The sequence below is a fragment of the Paenibacillus ferrarius genome (genome assembly GCF_002027705.1).
In the GTDB taxonomy this organism is placed as follows: domain Bacteria; phylum Bacillota; class Bacilli; order Paenibacillales; family NBRC-103111; genus Paenibacillus_E; species Paenibacillus_E ferrarius.
Genome location: NZ_MBTG01000030.1, coordinates 43042 through 59529, shown reverse-complemented (window position 1 = coordinate 59529; position 16488 = coordinate 43042). Strand labels below are relative to the sequence as shown.

Annotated in this window: 16 protein-coding genes; 1 reads left to right on the top strand and 15 read right to left on the bottom strand. The window is 49.1% G+C overall.

The features are described from left to right. Window positions 1–215 precede the first annotated feature (215 nt). From murA to BC351_RS27375, 14 genes are all read right to left on the bottom strand, one after another. On the bottom strand, window positions 216–1535 hold the full coding sequence (gene murA / locus BC351_RS27440) for a UDP-N-acetylglucosamine 1-carboxyvinyltransferase (RefSeq protein WP_079417010.1): 1320 nt from the start codon (window positions 1533–1535) through the stop codon (window positions 216–218). 197 nt (window positions 1536–1732) lie between these two features. Continuing rightward, window positions 1733–1993: a DUF1146 family protein gene (locus tag BC351_RS27435; RefSeq protein WP_244209196.1), complete on the bottom strand. Its 261-nt coding sequence runs from the start codon at window positions 1991–1993 to the stop codon at window positions 1733–1735. Between the two features lie 20 nt (window positions 1994–2013). Further along, entirely contained in the window at window positions 2014–4542 is a 2529-nt protein-coding gene (locus BC351_RS27430; protein ID WP_079417008.1) for a S8 family peptidase, read from the bottom strand. 201 nt (window positions 4543–4743) lie between these two features. Continuing rightward, the gene (locus tag BC351_RS27425; RefSeq protein ID WP_079417006.1) at window positions 4744–6255 is read right to left on the bottom strand and encodes an NADH-quinone oxidoreductase subunit N; all 1512 of its coding nucleotides are present in this window, start codon (window positions 6253–6255) and stop codon (window positions 4744–4746) included. Window positions 6256–6259: 4 nt separating this feature from the next. Beyond that, window positions 6260–7885, bottom strand: coding sequence for a complex I subunit 4 family protein (locus BC351_RS27420; RefSeq protein ID WP_079417004.1), 1626 nt, complete (start codon window positions 7883–7885; stop codon window positions 6260–6262). Continuing rightward, window positions 7875–9785, bottom strand: coding sequence for an NADH-quinone oxidoreductase subunit L (gene nuoL / locus BC351_RS27415; protein WP_079417002.1), 1911 nt, complete (start codon window positions 9783–9785; stop codon window positions 7875–7877). The genes BC351_RS27420 and nuoL overlap by 11 nt, the downstream gene beginning before the upstream one ends. Window positions 9786–9800: 15 nt before the next feature. Then, window positions 9801–10112 carry an NADH-quinone oxidoreductase subunit NuoK gene (gene nuoK, locus BC351_RS27410; protein ID WP_079417000.1) on the bottom strand — a complete coding sequence of 104 codons (312 nt, stop codon included), beginning with the start codon at window positions 10110–10112 and terminating at the stop codon, window positions 9801–9803. Between the two features lie 3 nt (window positions 10113–10115). Continuing rightward, window positions 10116–10646: an NADH-quinone oxidoreductase subunit J gene (locus tag BC351_RS27405; protein ID WP_079416998.1), complete on the bottom strand. Its 531-nt coding sequence runs from the start codon at window positions 10644–10646 to the stop codon at window positions 10116–10118. Continuing rightward, a complete protein-coding gene (gene nuoI, locus BC351_RS27400) occupies window positions 10639–11091 on the bottom strand; it encodes an NADH-quinone oxidoreductase subunit NuoI (protein WP_079416996.1) in 453 nt (150 codons plus the stop codon). The genes BC351_RS27405 and nuoI overlap by 8 nt, the downstream gene beginning before the upstream one ends. A gap of 73 nt (window positions 11092–11164) precedes the next feature. Further along, window positions 11165–12172 (bottom strand): NADH-quinone oxidoreductase subunit NuoH, encoded by a 1008-nt coding sequence (gene nuoH, locus BC351_RS27395; RefSeq protein WP_079416994.1) that lies wholly within the window; start codon window positions 12170–12172, stop codon window positions 11165–11167. After that, complete coding sequence (locus BC351_RS27390) at window positions 12172–13272, bottom strand: NADH-quinone oxidoreductase subunit D (RefSeq protein WP_079416992.1); 1101 nt, start codon at window positions 13270–13272, stop codon at window positions 12172–12174. The genes nuoH and BC351_RS27390 overlap by 1 nt, the downstream gene beginning before the upstream one ends. A 3-nt stretch (window positions 13273–13275) precedes the next feature. Further along, entirely contained in the window at window positions 13276–14376 is a 1101-nt protein-coding gene (locus BC351_RS27385) for an NADH-quinone oxidoreductase subunit C (protein WP_079416991.1), read from the bottom strand. Further along, complete coding sequence (locus BC351_RS27380) at window positions 14373–14891, bottom strand: NuoB/complex I 20 kDa subunit family protein (protein WP_029195655.1); 519 nt, start codon at window positions 14889–14891, stop codon at window positions 14373–14375. The genes BC351_RS27385 and BC351_RS27380 overlap by 4 nt, the downstream gene beginning before the upstream one ends. Beyond that, window positions 14876–15241 (bottom strand): NADH-quinone oxidoreductase subunit A, encoded by a 366-nt coding sequence (locus BC351_RS27375; protein ID WP_079417058.1) that lies wholly within the window; start codon window positions 15239–15241, stop codon window positions 14876–14878. Before BC351_RS27375 ends, BC351_RS27380 begins: the two co-directional genes overlap by 16 nt. 288 nt (window positions 15242–15529) lie before the next feature. Here BC351_RS27375 and BC351_RS27370 point away from each other — a divergent pair, with 288 nt between their 5' ends. Further along, on the top strand, window positions 15530–15826 hold the full coding sequence (locus tag BC351_RS27370) for a hypothetical protein (RefSeq protein WP_079416989.1): 297 nt from the start codon (window positions 15530–15532) through the stop codon (window positions 15824–15826). A gap of 207 nt (window positions 15827–16033) precedes the next feature. Here BC351_RS27370 and BC351_RS27365 read toward each other — a convergent pair whose 3' ends face one another. Beyond that, window positions 16034–16438: a F0F1 ATP synthase subunit epsilon gene (locus BC351_RS27365; RefSeq protein ID WP_079416988.1), complete on the bottom strand. Its 405-nt coding sequence runs from the start codon at window positions 16436–16438 to the stop codon at window positions 16034–16036. Window positions 16439–16488: the final 50 nt, after the last annotated feature.

The window sequence follows — 16488 nt, the reverse complement described above, 5'->3', positions numbered from 1 at the left end:
TGTAATAGCTGCATAGATCCAGATGCTACATGTATACGTATGAAAGAGATCGTACGCGGAGCGGCCAGTTTACGTCAGGTTACCTTGTACAAATCTGAACTGCCAGCAATCGCGAAGTAAATTTAGAATAGGTACGATTGTGCCTCTCCGAAACCCAAATAAAAAAAGCTGTCCCTCAAGTAGGTTCATCTACTTAAAGGACAGCCCCTCTTTATTTAAGCCAGCGTCGGCTGAATGTTGAAGAAACCTAGATCCGCCGCTTCCTGTTCGACTTCTTGCGGCACCGATCTATGAATATCAGCACCAAGCTCACGAAGAACGTCCGTGATGTCCACGTACCCGCGGTCAATATGGTGAACGCCTGTAATCTCCGTTTCACCTTCAGCAGCCAGCGCTGCCAGAATAAGCGCTGCCCCTGCACGCAGGTCGGTTGCGCATACTTTCGCGCCCTGCAGCTTAGCGTTGCCGCTTACGATAGCCGTACGGCCATCGACCTTGATATGAGCATTCATGTTCGCGAATTCCTCCACGTGCATGAACCGGTTCTCGAACACGGTCTCGGTTACAAGACTCGTGCCGTCGGCCACCATAAGCAGCGCCATCATCTGCGACTGCATATCCGTAGGAAAGCCGGGATACGGCAGCGTCTTCACGTCAACGGCACGGAGTGGTCCCGAAGCGCGAACGCGAATACCGTTTTCATCTTCTTCGATGACAACGCCCATTTCTTGCATTTTAGAAATAACCGGTCGGAGATGATCGCCAATTGCGCCCTCCATGTACAGCTCGCTGCCCGTAATCGCTGCGGCGATCATATATGTACCCGCTTCTACCCGATCTGGAATAACCGTATGTACGACTCCACATAGCTTTTCTACGCCTTCTATACGAATAACACCCGTACCTGCACCACGAATGGTAGCACCCATAGCATTCAAATAGTTGGCCAAATCAACAATTTCGGGCTCTTTGGCTGCATTTTCAATGATGGTTGTGCCTTCAGCAAGCGTAGCTGCCATCATGATATTCTCCGTTGCTCCAACACTGGCCACATCCAAGTAAATTTTGGCGCCCTTGAGGCGTCCTTTTACCTTGGCTTCGATGTATCCCTGACCTAATTCAATATCGGCACCCATCGCTTCGAAGCCTTTGAGATGCTGATCAATCGGCCTTGTGCCGATCGCACAGCCGCCTGGCAGCGAAATTCTCGCTTGACCCAGTCTGGCTAGCAAAGGGCCCATCACGAGGAAGGAAGCTCTCATTTTACGAACCAGATCATAAGAGGCTTCACATGTGTTAATGTTCTGAGCGCGAACACGAATAACCTGACGGTTGTATTCCACTTCAATGCCTAAACTCTGTAAGACTTTATTAATGACTAGTACATCGTCAAGGGGAGGCGCATCATGGATGACGCTTTCACCTTCCGACCCCAGAATGGAAGCCGCAATAATCGGCAGAACCGCATTCTTTGCTCCGTTGATTTTCACATTGCCAGCTAGCTTTCGGCCACCGCGGACGATAATTTTGCTCATCATGGTCCCTCCGCGCACTTATTTTAAATTACAAGGTTTTGCACATTTCCTAAGTTTATCATTTCAACCCATACTGTTACAACTGTGTTCTTTTGGTATTCGCAAGCACCTACATAGAGTTCGAATAGGATCCCGGTTTTCGATCCGTTCTATTACCATTGTTGACAACTAATTAACGCATTATTCGAAAAATCTAATTAAAACATCTTCCCGAAGCCCATGGATAAACCCAAATATTGAATGAAAAAACTGGCAACAAGATGCCCAAGTCCAATGGAAAGCAGGATTTGAAGCATAATCGCTTGAGCGGCCTTCGGCCTTTTGAGCAGGACATCGAAACGGAATGCCTGCAGTGCCCACCAAGCTAAACCTATACACAGAATATAGACAACAATGTCGACCATATTCATCATTGAAGCATACTTGGCCGCTTCATTCCATTTATCTGTTTCTCCCATAGGCCTCTCCTTTGTCTAAATTATCGATTTACTACTTTGGCAAGCAGGGTAACGAATTCAGCGCGGGTGGCTTGCTCATCGGGATGGAAGGTACCATCTGCGTAGCCAGCCACCCATCCATCAGCCGACATTTGCTTCAGAATGCCAATTCCCCAGTAGGAATCATCCACATCGGTAAAAGGCGAATTGCCCCGCTTCTTCCCTGTCATATTCATGCTGCTGGCCAACATCTGTGTCATTTCCATACGTGTAAGGGTACGGTCTGGTCCAAAGGTGCCATTCGGGTAACCTGTTACAATCCCTGCTTGAACAGCCTTAGCTACATAGTCATAAGCCCAGTGCGAACTATTCATATCACCGAAGCTTACTTCCTTCCGCTTAGTCAGCTTCAAAGCACGTGTTATTACGGTCGCCGCCTCCGCGCGAGTAATCGGCTGATTTGGAGCAAATCGGTAGTTTCCATAGCCGCTAATGACACCTTGTTCGGCTAGCTGGCTGATTGCCGCCTGCGCCCAGTGCCCCTCGATATCGGCAAAGCCGCTTATGAGTGCATAGCTATTTATCTTTAACCGATACATTTGACTCATAAACCATTGGTTTGCTTGAAGCTTAATATAATAAGTCCCCGCATTAAGCGTCTTCTCGATGAACAATTGATCAGAACCTGACTCATTCCGGTAGAAGCCTTGTTCCTTCAAGGAACTGTCGTACAACCTGGCGTACATGATACGCGATGTCGGAATGTTCGTTAACCGTATTTGGGCTAAACCGTCTTTCGTCATGCGGAATTCGAACCAATCGACGTCATCATTCGAGTGAATCAAACCTTCATAGACCGAATTCATTGCGGCAAATGTGGCTTGATACGATTTATCATTCGGCTCATTCGGATCAATTAGCTTAGGTGTATATTCAATATCTAACGTGTATTCTCCTGTAATCGGTCTAGAATAGTCTTTCACATTGCTGACACGAATATAATACTGCCCGGGAAACACATCCATTAGTGGGCTGATCTCGGTGGCCCCATCTCCACCCTGATCAATCGTAATCGATTTCTCGCCTTCCTTCTGAATGAGCAGCATGGGATCAATCCGTCCGGTATCGACAGACAACTTAACGCGCATCGTACCCGAATGCTCCAGATTAATCACGAACCAATCGAGATCATCTTTTTTATCAAAAGTGCCGCGAATCGTTTGGCTGCGTTCGGGCAAAGCAAAAGCTTTGTACTGTTTATCATTATCCTCAAAGGGATCCTTGTAAATCACAAAATCCGTTAAGAGCGAGTAATAAATCGCTGTTTTGGTGGTACGGTCGACAGTCTGAAGCTGAACATAGGTGCGGCCCTTCGTCACAGCTACTCGGAAAGGCTTACTCTTATCCGTACTGCTATTCGAGATGAATGTTTCTCCGGAGTCAAAACGCACACGGATCCCAGCGCTATCCGAATTATGAAGCGATACTTCAATAAATCCGTCATAAGCCGCATCAAGAGCGAACCAAACCTCATCCTGTCCCGAGGACAGTACAGCCTTAACAGCCGTATTTATTGAGAGCTTGGCAGCTAGATTCTTAGTGTTGTTAGGCTCAAAGCGATTTTCTTTGTAGGGCTGTGTCAGTGCCAGGTCCACTTGCAAAAGGCCGTACCCTGTCTTCTCGTCCCAACCCGCCGGACCGAGGTCCTCGGCTGTCTGCTCCAACTGTGAACGAACTTGGTACGCGCTCATTCCGGGATACTTCCCCCAGACCAAGGCAGCCGCTCCAGCTACCTGTGGCGCTGACATCGAGCTTCCGTCTTGATACTGATAACCGCCTCCAAGCGCGGTGGTATACACATCCCAGGGCGCAACCAGATCCAGCTCAGGCCCATAATTGGAACGGGAATCTGCTTGCTTATTCGCATTGACACCTCCAACAGCCAGAACCGTTGGATACGCCGCCGGGTATTTCACACTCGTGCCTTCATTACCGACAGCGGCAACCAATAGCACATTGTGATCCTCCGCATACTGCACGACTCCTGCCAAGTAGTCCGAATATTTATTCAGCCCTAGGGAGAGAACAACAATCTTCGCTCCGTGATCTACCGCGTATTTAATGCCTTCACCCAGCTTCGCCTCGCCGCCCGTGCCGTCGGCTTCCAGCGCTTTTATTGGCATAATCTTCGCATTGGGTGCAATGCCAGCAATCCCTTTATCGTTATTGAATGAAGCCGCAATGATGCCAGCTACGTTCGTTCCATGTCCATTATCATCATATGGCTTCTTGGAGGGCTGAAGCAAATTCACGCCTTCCACCAAATTTCCTACAAGATCAGGATGTGTAAGATCAACACCTGTATCAACGACAGCGACAACAATCGGTGTTCGGTTATCCCCTGCTGCAGCCCATGCTTGATCGATATGAATCATATCCAGATAGGTTTGTTTAACCCTCATGGGATCCGTCGATAGGGGGTAGGCTGCCTCTACTTTGATTGCCATCCCTGTGAGTTCCAAGGTGAGCATCATTAGGAAAATGAACCATAGGTGCCGCTTTAATTTCATGTCATCACAGGTCCTTTATCTCTTAATGGTTTTTTCCTTCTCTATCTATACCACATTACCCGCCTTCTCGATACATATAACGGTTTTTCGTCGCAAAAAGTTCAGATTTTTGGAAATAATTTTTCATGTAGATCATGGATGTTCTGTAAACGAAAAAACCTCCCCCTATTTCTTGTTAGGGGAAGGCCATATGACAAACACTTATTTAATTATAAAATCCTTCGTCAATGTGAAGATGGATTCAATACCCTTCAGCACGATATGCGGCACAAAGCCCAAAGCCAAGCCAACAAGCGCACATAACCATACGGTTATGCCGAGCGGGACCGAAACCTTGACTTCAGCAGGCTCATAGTCGCTGCGCATGAACATTTGGCGCACGATGCCGAAATAGTAATACAGAGAGACTACGCTGGTCAGAATCATCAGAGACCCGAGCCAATATTGCTTGGTCTGCATCGTTCCCAAGATGATATAGAGCTTTCCGAAGAATCCGCCCGAAACAGGGATACCCGCCAAGGAAAGTATGATTAAAACCATGGCAACGGCGGTTAAGGGAGCCCGGTAATACATCCCGCCAAAGCCCTTGGCTTCCGTATGTCCCTCTGCCTGCTCCATAATCATCAACACGGCGAAAGCACCAATGTTCATAAACAAGTACGCGATCAGGTAAAAAATAAATTCAGAAAAGTTCGCGTAATGCGTACCGGAGAAGTATGTTCCAATCGGAACTAGCAAATACCCGGCATTGGCGATCCCAGAGTAAGCCAACAATCTTTTCATGTTTGTTTGCTTCAGGGCAATGAAGTTACCGGTCACCATCGCGATGGCGGCCATTACGGAAATGGCTAGGAACACATCGGACTGGATGCTGGTTCCTTCAAAGCTGCTAAATCCGAACAATACGTAGAATACTCGGAAAAGGATAGCAAAGCCGGCAGCCTTGGAGACGACAGCCAGGAAGGCTGACACCGGCGTCGGAGCGCCTTGATACACATCCGGCGCCCAGCTGTGGAACGGCGCTGCTGCGATTTTGAAACCAAAACCAGCCAGCAGCAGGAAAAATGATACATAAAGCAGCGGCTCATAAGAAGCCACAAGGGATGGAAGTGCAATGCCAATCTCCATTAAGTTGCTGGAACCCGTCATTCCGTATAAGAAGGACATCCCATACAGGATAATGGCGGAGGATATCCCCCCCATAACCAAGTACTTAAAGGCCCCTTCGTTGGACTGCGCATCTTTCTTCTTCATAGCAACCATCAAGTAAGAGGTGATGCTAAGCAGTTCTAACCCTACATACAACGTAATCAAGTCACCTGAGGATGACATAATCATGGCACCAAGCGCAGCAGGCAGGTAGAAGTAGTAATATTCCCCGACATGCGGGATCGCATCTTCTTTGACGAAGCTCAGGCTCATCAAGACGATAAGACCAGTGCCCGTTAACGTAAATAATTTAAGCAGATTTGAGAAATCATCTACACGATAGCTCTGATTGAGCAGTGAAAAGGGTTCTGCCGGATTCAACTGAAGAATAACGAATACCGCAGAAACCGCGATACCGACCAGCGTCAACCATCCGATGATGGAGCGATTCATCCTATTCGGCAGAATTAAATCCAAGAGAGACAGGATGATCGCGGTGACAACCAGCGAAAGCTCAGGGAGCAGATGCACTAAATCGTTAGCATGAAGTCGAAGCTGTTCCACTGGTCTAACCTCCTATCTTCCCGGCTACGCTTTGGATCAGTTGATCAAAGCTGCCTATCGTTTGCTGGAGCGGCTGACTCAGCACGCTTGGATATACCCCGAGCAAGAGGATGAACGCTACCAGGGCAATCATCGGCACCGCCTCGATTAACCGGGCGTCGCGCATGCCTTGCAGCTGCAAGGTCGGCTGTTTCGGGCCGAACGTGATGTTCAACACCCCGCGCAGCACGTAGACCGCGGTGAAAATGATGCCCAGTGTACCGATGATGGCGTACACGCGGTGCGTTTCGAAAATTCCGAGAAACGCCAGGAATTCACTGATGAAGCCGGATAAGCCCGGCAATCCGAGCGAGGCCATGCCCGCAATCAGCAGAATCCCGCTGATGAAAGGGATGTTGCTGGCGAGACCGCCCAAGCGACTAAGCTCTGTCGTTTCCGTGCGCTCGTAGATACTGCCGACGAGCAAGAACATCAAGGCCGATATCAGGCCGTGGGAGATCAGTTGGAAGACGGCTCCCTGCAAGCCGGATATGTTGAAGGCCGCGAGTCCGAGCAGAACAATGCCCATATGGCTGATACTCGAGTACGCTAGGACGAGCTTGAAGTCCTTCTGGACCATTGCGAGAATCGCGCCGTAAAGGATGTTGATGACCCCTAGGAGCGCAAGCAACCAGGCCATCTGCTTGGCTTCCGCCGGGAAGAACAGAATCCCGAACCGGATGAGGCCATACGCCCCCATTTTCAGCAAAATCCCTGAGTGAATCATAACAATTGAAGGCGGAGCCTCCGTATGTACTTTGAGCATCCACGTATGGAAAGGGAAGATCGGCAGCTTGATGCCGAAAGCCACCAGCAGCATGATGAAGACGGTCCATTTCATGGTCTGACTCAGGAAGAATGGCGTGCCCTCTTGATTCACATAGGAGGCAGGGTCCTGCAGCAAATTATTCGCGATGGTGTGAATATCACCGCTGTAGTAAATGATGCCCTCTGTCTGCGTAGGCATTTGATTGAATCCGGCTGTGCTGACGAGAATGAGGAACGCAATCAACATAATCGCTGAACCTAGTCCGTTGTACAGCAGAAACCGATTCGCAGCCTGCTCCCGATTCATGTAACCCCAAATTCCGATCAAGAAGAACATCGGCACCAGCGTCACTTCGAAGAAAAGGAAGAACAAGAACAGATCTTGTGACATGAACACGCCGAACATACCTGTCTCAAGCAGCAGGAAAAGAATATAGAACGTTTTCCAACGTTTTTTGATATACACCGAAGCCAGTGCCGCCATGGAAGAGACAAAAGCTGTCAGAAAAATAAGCGGCAGTGAGATCCCATCCACCGCCAGTGAATATTTGAACTCGAAGAAATAGGAAGTAATTTGCTCACTTAACCCCTCATGGTTGAGCGGAACTTTGATCCAGCTGAGCTGTTCTTTGTACTGCAGCGGATCTCCTTGATAATTGTAATCAACGTACAGCCATGCCGCCAAGATCAACGGGATCAAGGTAGTGACAATACCGATCGTTTTAATCAAACGACCCCGGTCGCCGCGAATGAAGAGCAGCACCAGAACACCGAGCAGCGGAGAAAAGGCAATCAAGCTTAAAATGGGTAGGCTAGCCAGCATGGATGAACCTCCTTCCTGCAATGGCGAGAGCCAAGATCAGCATTCCCAGAATCATGATGACACCGTAGGTCTGCAGTTGACCATTTTGGAGACGGGAACCAAGGCGGCCCAGACTGACGACAGCGAAGGCGACCAACCGCACAATACCGTCAATGACATACACATCAATCAGCTCAAGAACCCATCCTAGACCACGAAGCGGTTTAACAATGACTCCATCATATATTTCATCTACAAAATATTTGCGATTGAGAAGTGTGTACAGCCATGGCATTCTGCTGGAAACGACATCGCGCGGAATCGTCCGCTTGAGGTAAATTAAGTACCCAAGTCCAATACCGAGCAAACCTGCCAATGTAGATAAAATAATAACTATCCAGTTCGCTTTTTCATCATGCTGCTGTCCTGTCAGCCAGTGTCCAAGCCATTCATTGAATGGTGTATTGACAAAGCCTGCCACAACGGCAAGCACAGCTAGAATAATCAGCGGTGTCGTCATGGACGCCGGAGATTCGTGAGGCTCATGTCCATGATCATCGTGCTCGTCGGCAACCTTGGCTTTCCCTCTAGGGGAACCCAAGAATACAAGGAAGAACAGACGGGACATGTAGAAGGCTGTGAAGAAGGCTGCAATGACACCCACCCAGAAGAGAAGCTGATTGTGCTCATAAGCTTCTGTCAGAATCATATCCTTCGACCAGAATCCGGCGAATGGGAAAATTCCTGATAGCGCCAACGTTCCGATAGCGAACGTCCATGTCGTAATCTTCATTTTGCGGGATAATCCGCCCATTTCATTAATATCCTGCGTATGTACAGCGTGAATCACGCTGCCTGCGCCCAAGAAGAGCAGGGCTTTGAAGAACGCGTGTGTGAACAGATGGAACATGCCGGAGGTGAACGAAACACCAATCCCAAGCGCCATCATCATATAACCAAGCTGACTCACCGTGGAGTAAGCCAAGATGCGTTTGATATCATTCTGGGCAATCCCGATCGTGGCCGCAAAGATGGCTGTGAATCCGCCCACATAAGCTACAACCATCAGAGCATCCGGTGATGCTTGGAAAATATCAAAGGTGCGCGCTACGAGGTACACCCCAGCTGCAACCATTGTAGCCGCATGGATCAGCGCACTGATCGGCGTCGGCCCTTCCATCGCGTCAGGAAGCCATGTATGCAGCGGGAATTGCCCTGATTTCCCCATCGCTCCGATGAAGATCATAATGGCAATCCATGTAATGATGGCCGGGTCAATTTTACCCGAAGTAAACGCATTATGAATCGATGTGAAATCGAGCGCATGCCCTGGCATGTACCAGAACAGCAGCAGAATTCCGATGAATAGGCCAACGTCCCCGATGCGGGTAACGATGAATGCCTTTTTGGCAGCAGCCTTAGCCTCCGGCTTGTAGTACCAAAATCCAACGAGCAGGAAGGAACAAACCCCTACAAGCTCCCAGAAGAAGTACAGCTCTAGCATATTTTCCGAAATAACAAGACCCAGCATGGAGAAGGAAAACAAAGCGATGTAGCCAAAAAACACGTGAATCCGCTCGTCGCCTTTCATATAACCCTTGGAATAAATATTCACGAGCAGCGCTACAAGTGTAACAATAACGAGCATCAGGGCATTCAAATTGTTGACTTCAAACCCCATTTTCAGCGTGAAATCGCCGACTTGCAGCCACTGCAGCTTATTGTACGTGTAATCCTCCACGTTGCCGCCAATGCGTTCAACGAAAATCAGCAAAGCGACGATAAAGGAAGCGAGCATCGCAAAAATGCTGATATAAATCCCAAGATCTTTCAATTGACGTCCCATAGCCGTAAGCGCTAGAAAAGCAAGCAGCGGAAACAACGGAATGAGCCAGGCGTACTGTGAATAGTCCGATACCATATCCTTGTTAGCCTCCTAGCGCTTCATAGAATCCAAATCCGTTACATCGACTGTCCCTTTATTGCGATAAATCGTAATTAGAATCGCAATGCCCACAGCCGCCTCAGCAGCTGCAATCGTAATGTTGAACAGCGAGAAAATCTGCCCCGTTAATGCCGGGTGGTCACCAAGCTTCGAGAAGGCGATCAAGTTCAAATTCACCGCATTGAGCATAAGCTCGATGGAGAGCAGAACAATAACCCCATTTTTCTTCGATAATGCTCCGTACAAACCAATACAGAACAGGATTGCAGCCAAGGTGAGGTAGGGAGTAATAATTGTGCCCATAGCTTAATCCTCCTCTCTTTTCGCGACTACAATGGCACCGATGAAGGCTACCGTGAGCAGTACGGACATAATTTCGAATGGAATAACATGCTCGTTATACAGCAGCTTCCCGATTTCCAACGTATTGTCTTTGCCAGCTTCCAGCGTGCCGGAAGAGACGAAAGTCGTCTTTTGGATGGCATAAAACAGGACTCCGAACAACGCCAGCGCCCCTACTATGGCTAAGCCTTCCTGCCAAGGACGTCTAGGCTCCTCTTCTTCCCCTTGCCTGTGCTTCGTCATCATAATACCGAAAATCATCAGAATGGAGATCGCACCGGCATAGATCAATACCTGTACGAAGGCAACAAACTCAGCTTCAAGAATGACATACAAGCCTGCCAAGCTGATGAACGTAAGAGCGACGGCAATGACCATATGGACAACCTTGGTAAAAGAAATCATGAAGATAGCCCCGCCAATAGCGAGCAATGCGAAGATGAAGAACGCCCAACTTGAACCGCTGGATAAGAAATCCCCAATTCCGTTAAACATCTTTCTTGGCCCCCCCTTTTGGCATGGCCGAATTGTTCTCCTGGCGAATATTTTGCGTATTTTGACTTAACCACTGCATGTTTTTGAACAAATCATCTCGACTGTAGGAGCTCAACTCAAAATTGTTCGTCATGACAATCGCTTCCGTCGGACAAACCTCTGTGCACAGATCGCACAAAATGCAAATTTCGAAGTTGATGTCATACGTATCAATAACCTTCCCCTTCTTCTCAGGGTCTGGGTTCGCTTTCCCCGTCAAAGTAATACATTCTGTTGGGCAAACGCGCGCACATTGATTGCACACAATACATTTCTCTGGATCAAAATATTGAATACCGCGAAAGCGATCCGGCATTTTGAGCGGGACGTCAGGGTATGCGTACGTTATTTTTTTCTGCGTCATACTTTTGAACGTTACGCCTAAACCTTTCATTATGCCCTTCATTCATTTCCCTCCTTCGAGTTTCGCTTTAGCAAAACTGACTTCGAAAGCCTACTAGATTCCGCAAGCCAAAGATTTATTTGGTAATGGTCATAATGATCGCTGTAATCAGCATATTAGCCAGTGCTAATGGCAGCAGCACTTTCCAGCCGAACCCCATCAATTGGTCAACCCGTACCCGTGGCAGCGTCGCGCGCAGCCAGAACAGGAAGAACACGATGAAGGAGAATTTCAGCAAGAACCAGATAATCCCTGGAATGAAATCAAGGAAAGGGAACGGCGCATGCCAGCCGCCTAGGAAAATTAAGCTTGTCAAAGAAGCAATAACGAACACATAGACATACTCCGATAGCATAAAGAAAGCAAAACGGAAACCGCTGTATTCCACGTGATAACCGGCAACAAGCTCGGATTCCGCTTCCGGCAGATCAAAAGGCGTACGATTCAGCTCAGATACACCGGCAATCGCAAAGATGATAAAGCCTAAGATCTGAGGAATGAAATTCCAATGCCAGAAACCGCCGGATTGATGATCAACGATGGTATGCAGATTTAGACTGCCTGTCATCATGATGACGCCAATAACGGAAATAACCAGCGGAACCTCGTAGCTAATCATTTGGGCCGCAGAACGCATACCGCCTAGCAGCGCGTATTTGTTATTGGATGCCCAGCCTCCGAGGATAATACCGATTGTAGAAATTCCCGTAAGGGCCACGTAAAAGAGCAAGCCGACATTTAAATTCGCGTTAAACATCCGATCCGAGAACGGAATCGTAGCAATAATCGTGAACGAAGGGATAAACGTAATAATTGGTGCCAGAATGAAGAGCTCGCGCTCCGCCTTCTTGGGAATCGTATCTTCCTTGATCAACAGCTTGAATACGTCCGCAACACTCTGCAAAAGCCCAAAGGGGCCCGTTCGGTTGGGTCCGATCCGCATCTGCATCCAGCCAATCACCTTGCGCTCAAAGTAAATCGCATACGTAACGAAGCCTAGAACGAGCATCAGCATGACCACGCCCCAGAATAGGAAAACGAAGAAGTTCGTCCACGTTAGACTCTCTTCCAGTAAATTGACCATTAGGCATCCACCTCCCCAACGACAATATCAATGCCGCCCAGAATCGTAATCAGATTGGTCATCGTCTCACCCACCAGCAGCTTGGGCAAAATTTGCAGATTCACAAAAGAAGGTCTGCGGAATTTCAAACGGAAAGGCTCTTGCTTCCCTCTGGAAATAATATAGCAGCCAATTTCTCCACGTGGAGACTCAATGGCGGAGTAGACTTCCCCTTCTGGCGGACGAATCACTCTGGGAACTTTGCCCATAGTTTCGCCTTGCTCCGGAAATTGCTCCACAGCTTGCTCCAGAATGCGAAGCGATTGCTTCACTTCCTCCATACGCAGCAAATAACGATCGTAGCAATCACCGCCGCTGCGAACTGGCACATCGAACTGGAAGCGGCTGTACAGGCTGTAGGGCTGCGTTTTGCGGATATCCCAGTCTACACCAGTACATCGCAAGTTCGCGCCGCTAAGGCCGTATGCAATGGCTGTAGCCGCATCATACTTGCCTACTCCCTTGATCCGGGAGAGGAAAATTTCATTCCCTGTGACCAGAGTGTGATATTCTTCTAATTTACCGTACATATACGGGATAAATTTCTTAACTTTCTCGATCCAACCTTCCGGAGCGTCCCACTTCACACCGCCTACGCGCATGTAGTTGTAGGTCAGACGCGCTCCACAAAGCTCATTGAACAGATCGATGATGATCTCACGATCTCGGAAGGCGTAAAGGAATGGGCTCATGGCTCCAATGTCGAGCAGATAAGTTCCCCACCACACCATGTGAGAGGCAATACGCTGAAGCTCCATGACGATCAGACGAAGGAACTCTGCGCGCTCCGGTACTTCAAGCTGCATCATTTTCTCCACGGCATTCACCAGCACATAGTTGGTGGTCATGGCCGAAACATAGTCCATGCGGTCTGTGTATGGAATAATTTGTGTGTAGCTGAGATTCTCTGCAAGCTTCTCAGTTCCTCTATGTAGATAGCCCATGACGGGTATAGCTTCTTTGATTATTTCTCCATCCAGCTTCACAATGACGCGGAAAACCCCATGCGTACTTGGATGCTGAGGACCAACATTTAACAGGAGCTCTTCTGTCCGTAACAAATGCTACACCTCCGGGTCGAGCGGTTCGTAATCTTTGCGCAGCGGATGGCCGACCCAATCGTCAGGCATCATGATGCGTACTAAGTTGGGATGTCCAGGGAAATCAATCCCCAGTAGATCGTACACTTCCCGCTCATTCCAATCAGCGGTAGGCCATGTAAGGGCAACGGACGGAATGCTTGGCTGCTCCCGGTCTGTTTTCACTTTCACACAGTATTCTTGCTTGTGTGTGAGGGAAAGCAGATGATACGCCACCTCGAGGTGCGTTTCTTGATCCACACCGGAGAGATTGCGCAAGTAGTCGCAGCGCAGCTCTTCGTGATCCCTCAGCGTCAACGCGGCCTGCGGCCAGCGCGAGCTGTGAATGACCACGTAAGGACGATGCGCGTCCCTTTCGTTGATGAAAGCGTCGACGACGGCGTCTTCGCCAACGTCGGCCTTCAAGATCGCGACCAGCCGGTCCAGCAGCGGCTGGTTCGGTGAAGGCACTTTCGGCGCATCAGGCTCCGCCGATTCGGTCTTCGCGCGTGCGCTTGCTCGCGCGGCGCGGGCTTCTGCGGCGGCCTGGGCTTTGGCCGCCTTCTCGTCGTCCCCTGCGGCGGCAGGCGCAGGGGTTGCCGTTGCGGCCGACGCGGGCTCGCCCGTCGGCTCGGCGGCCGCCCGCGCTGCGAGGCGGGCGGCTCTCGCCGCGGCGCGCTCAGCCGCAGCGTCGCTGGCCTTGACCTCCGCAGCAGGTTCCGCTGCTTGCGCTGCGTCGTCGCTCTTCGGCGCATCAGACGCCGTATCGGTCGTCTGCGCAGCTTCGCTGCTGTTCGCTGCGTCAGCGATTGGCGCGCGCTCGGCAAGCTCGGCCGCAGGCGCGTCGCTTGGCTCACTCGTCGTTTGCGCAGCAGGATCAGCAGCCTGATTCTCCGCCGCGCGATCAACAGCTGCTTGCACGTCCGCGCTAAGCGGAGTCTCGTGAGAGCTCGCTTCTGGCGTAAGCTCGCCTATTTCATCCGCTGCTTTCTCCAGCGGCGATTCATTCTTCTGTTTAGCTTCCTCAGCAGGAGTTTGGTCAGCCTTAGGCTCGACCTTCCCTTCCGGCTTCTTCTCATCGCTCATCGATTGGTCACCTGCTTCCCAGTCTTCGCTTCATAGCGAATTTTCTCCTGAAGCTTATTGATGCCATAAATAAGTGCAGCTGGATTCGGCGGACAACCAGGAATATACACATCCACAGGCACGATTTGATCGACGCCTTTTACAACAGAATACGATTTCACGTACGGCCCGCCCGCTGTCGCGCAGGATCCCATAGCAATAACCCACTTGGGCTCGGGCATTTGTTCATAAAGACGGCGCAGCAAAGGAGCCATTTTCTTCGTAACCGTCCCTGCTACAATCATGACATCCGATTGCCGGGGAGACGTACGGAAGATGACTCCGAATCGATCCAAATCATAATGAGACCCGCCTGTTCCCATCATTTCAATGGCACAACAGGCCAGGCCAAACGTTAGTGGCCAAAGCGAATTACTGCGAGCCCACGCCTTCACTTGCTCCAGTGTTGTCATAAAGACATTGCGGTTTAACTCTTCCCGTTCCTCGGGAGATATCGACTCTAGACTGAAGTCCATTGCAGCACCTTCTTCTTCCAAGCGTATATTAATCCTATGGCAAGCAAGGCTACAAAAATACACATTTCCACTAAAGCAAAAAGTCCAAGCTGATTAAAAGCGACTGCCCACGGATACAGAAATACGGTCTCCACATCAAAGATGACAAACATCAAAGCAAACAAATAATAGCGAATATTAAACCGAATTTGTCCCTCACCTACAGGTTCGTTTCCACTCTCATACGTCGTGTACTTCTCTTCGACGGGTTTACTCGGTCTTAACCATTTGCCTATCGTCAGCGCTGCTATGGGAAGGAAAATACCCAACCCTAGAAATACCGCTACGATTACATAGTTATTTGTATACATCATTTGAATGTAACCGCCTCCATTCTGATTTGCTTGACTTACATCTACTATTCCATTTGGAAATATTCACCTTCAATATTATATCAAAAAGCCTTTTAGGCGTCGATGGCTAATTCCAAACGTCACATATTCAGGCTTAGAACGTAGATTTCCCAAATCTATCCTGAAATACTCACGACCTTATCGGAGATGGTTAGTAATCGGGATAGGTGGGTAATACTATGCAGTGGAAAAATGGAGGACAACCTCCACAAAGCCATGAATTGATGAAAGGGAGGATGATTTCACATGAAAACAGCTACTGATCTACATCGGACGAATGAAAAAGTTGAGGAAACAGGAAAATACGTTTGTGCAGCAGGCAAAACGCTTCAATTATCACACGGTGATGAATTTCCTAATTGCCCAGTCTCGGGCAAGGAAACCACATGGCGACATGCGAATCATCAACATAAAACAGGCGATAAAGTAACTGAAGCTGGCTACTATCAAGACGCCGATGGGCAAAAAATTGAGCTTAAGATCGGTGATACGTTCCCATCCTGTCCCAAAACAGGACAACCTACGGCTTGGCATCACGTTTAAATGTTGAATTCCCTCATCGGGGCAAAGGACTGTCTTTCAAGGGCAATGCACCTTGAGGCAGTCCTTTTGCCTTTCAGCATAATGCCAGAAGAACTTAATCATCGCTAGCTAGGTTTAACCGCGATTGTCGGAATTTGTCCAACTCCAAGGATCTAAAACAAAAAAGCGGAGGAACCAAAGTTCCCCCGCTTTTCGTCAAACATCTATTTATTTCCCGGACACACTGATACGGTTCACTGCTCTTTGCAAAGAAGCTTCCGCACGTTTGAAGTCAACGTTATCTTGCTTCGTTTCAGCAAGGCGTTTCTCCGCACGCTCTTTCGCAGCTTTCGCGCGATCGATATCAATTTGTTCTGGCAGCTCGGCGCTTTCCGCCAATATAACCACCTTATCCTTGCGCACTTCCATGAAACCGCCGTTAACCGCGATGATTTCGTCTTTAGAGCCCTGTTTCTTCACAGTAATCGGCGCAATTTTCAATGGAGTGACCAGTGGAATGTGATTCGGCAGAATTCCAAGCTCCCCTTCGACACCCTTCACGCTAATCATGCTCGCTTGTTCAGCGTACACTTTGCGCTCCGGGGTAACAATTTCCAGTAGGAATGTACTCACTTGGATTCTCCTCCCTTAGAGTTTTGCTAGGCAAAACTGGCTTCGTAAGC

Coding starts and splice junctions, on each gene's coding strand:
- BC351_RS27430 (WP_079417008.1), bottom strand. CDS start 4,542: ATGAAATTAAAGCGGCACCTATGGTTCATTTTCCTAATGATGCTCACC.
- BC351_RS27405 (WP_079416998.1), bottom strand. CDS start 10,646: ATGTTTAACGGAATTGGGGATTTCTTATCCAGCGGTTCAAGTTGGGCG.
- BC351_RS27380 (WP_029195655.1), bottom strand. CDS start 14,891: ATGGACTTCAGTCTAGAGTCGATATCTCCCGAGGAACGGGAAGAGTTA.
- BC351_RS27375 (WP_079417058.1), bottom strand. CDS start 15,241: ATGTATACAAATAACTATGTAATCGTAGCGGTATTTCTAGGGTTGGGT.
- nuoI (WP_079416996.1), bottom strand. CDS start 11,091: ATGAAGGGCATAATGAAAGGTTTAGGCGTAACGTTCAAAAGTATGACG.
- BC351_RS27435 (WP_244209196.1), bottom strand. CDS start 1,993: ATGGGAGAAACAGATAAATGGAATGAAGCGGCCAAGTATGCTTCAATG.
- BC351_RS27385 (WP_079416991.1), bottom strand. CDS start 14,376: ATGAGCGATGAGAAGAAGCCGGAAGGGAAGGTCGAGCCTAAGGCTGAC.
- nuoK (WP_079417000.1), bottom strand. CDS start 10,112: ATGGGCACAATTATTACTCCCTACCTCACCTTGGCTGCAATCCTGTTC.
- BC351_RS27420 (WP_079417004.1), bottom strand. CDS start 7,885: ATGCTGGCTAGCCTACCCATTTTAAGCTTGATTGCCTTTTCTCCGCTG.
- murA (WP_079417010.1), bottom strand. CDS start 1,535: ATGAGCAAAATTATCGTCCGCGGTGGCCGAAAGCTAGCTGGCAATGTG.
- BC351_RS27370 (WP_079416989.1), top strand. CDS start 15,530: ATGAAAACAGCTACTGATCTACATCGGACGAATGAAAAAGTTGAGGAA.
- nuoL (WP_079417002.1), bottom strand. CDS start 9,785: ATGGTATCGGACTATTCACAGTACGCCTGGCTCATTCCGTTGTTTCCG.
- nuoH (WP_079416994.1), bottom strand. CDS start 12,172: ATGGTCAATTTACTGGAAGAGAGTCTAACGTGGACGAACTTCTTCGTT.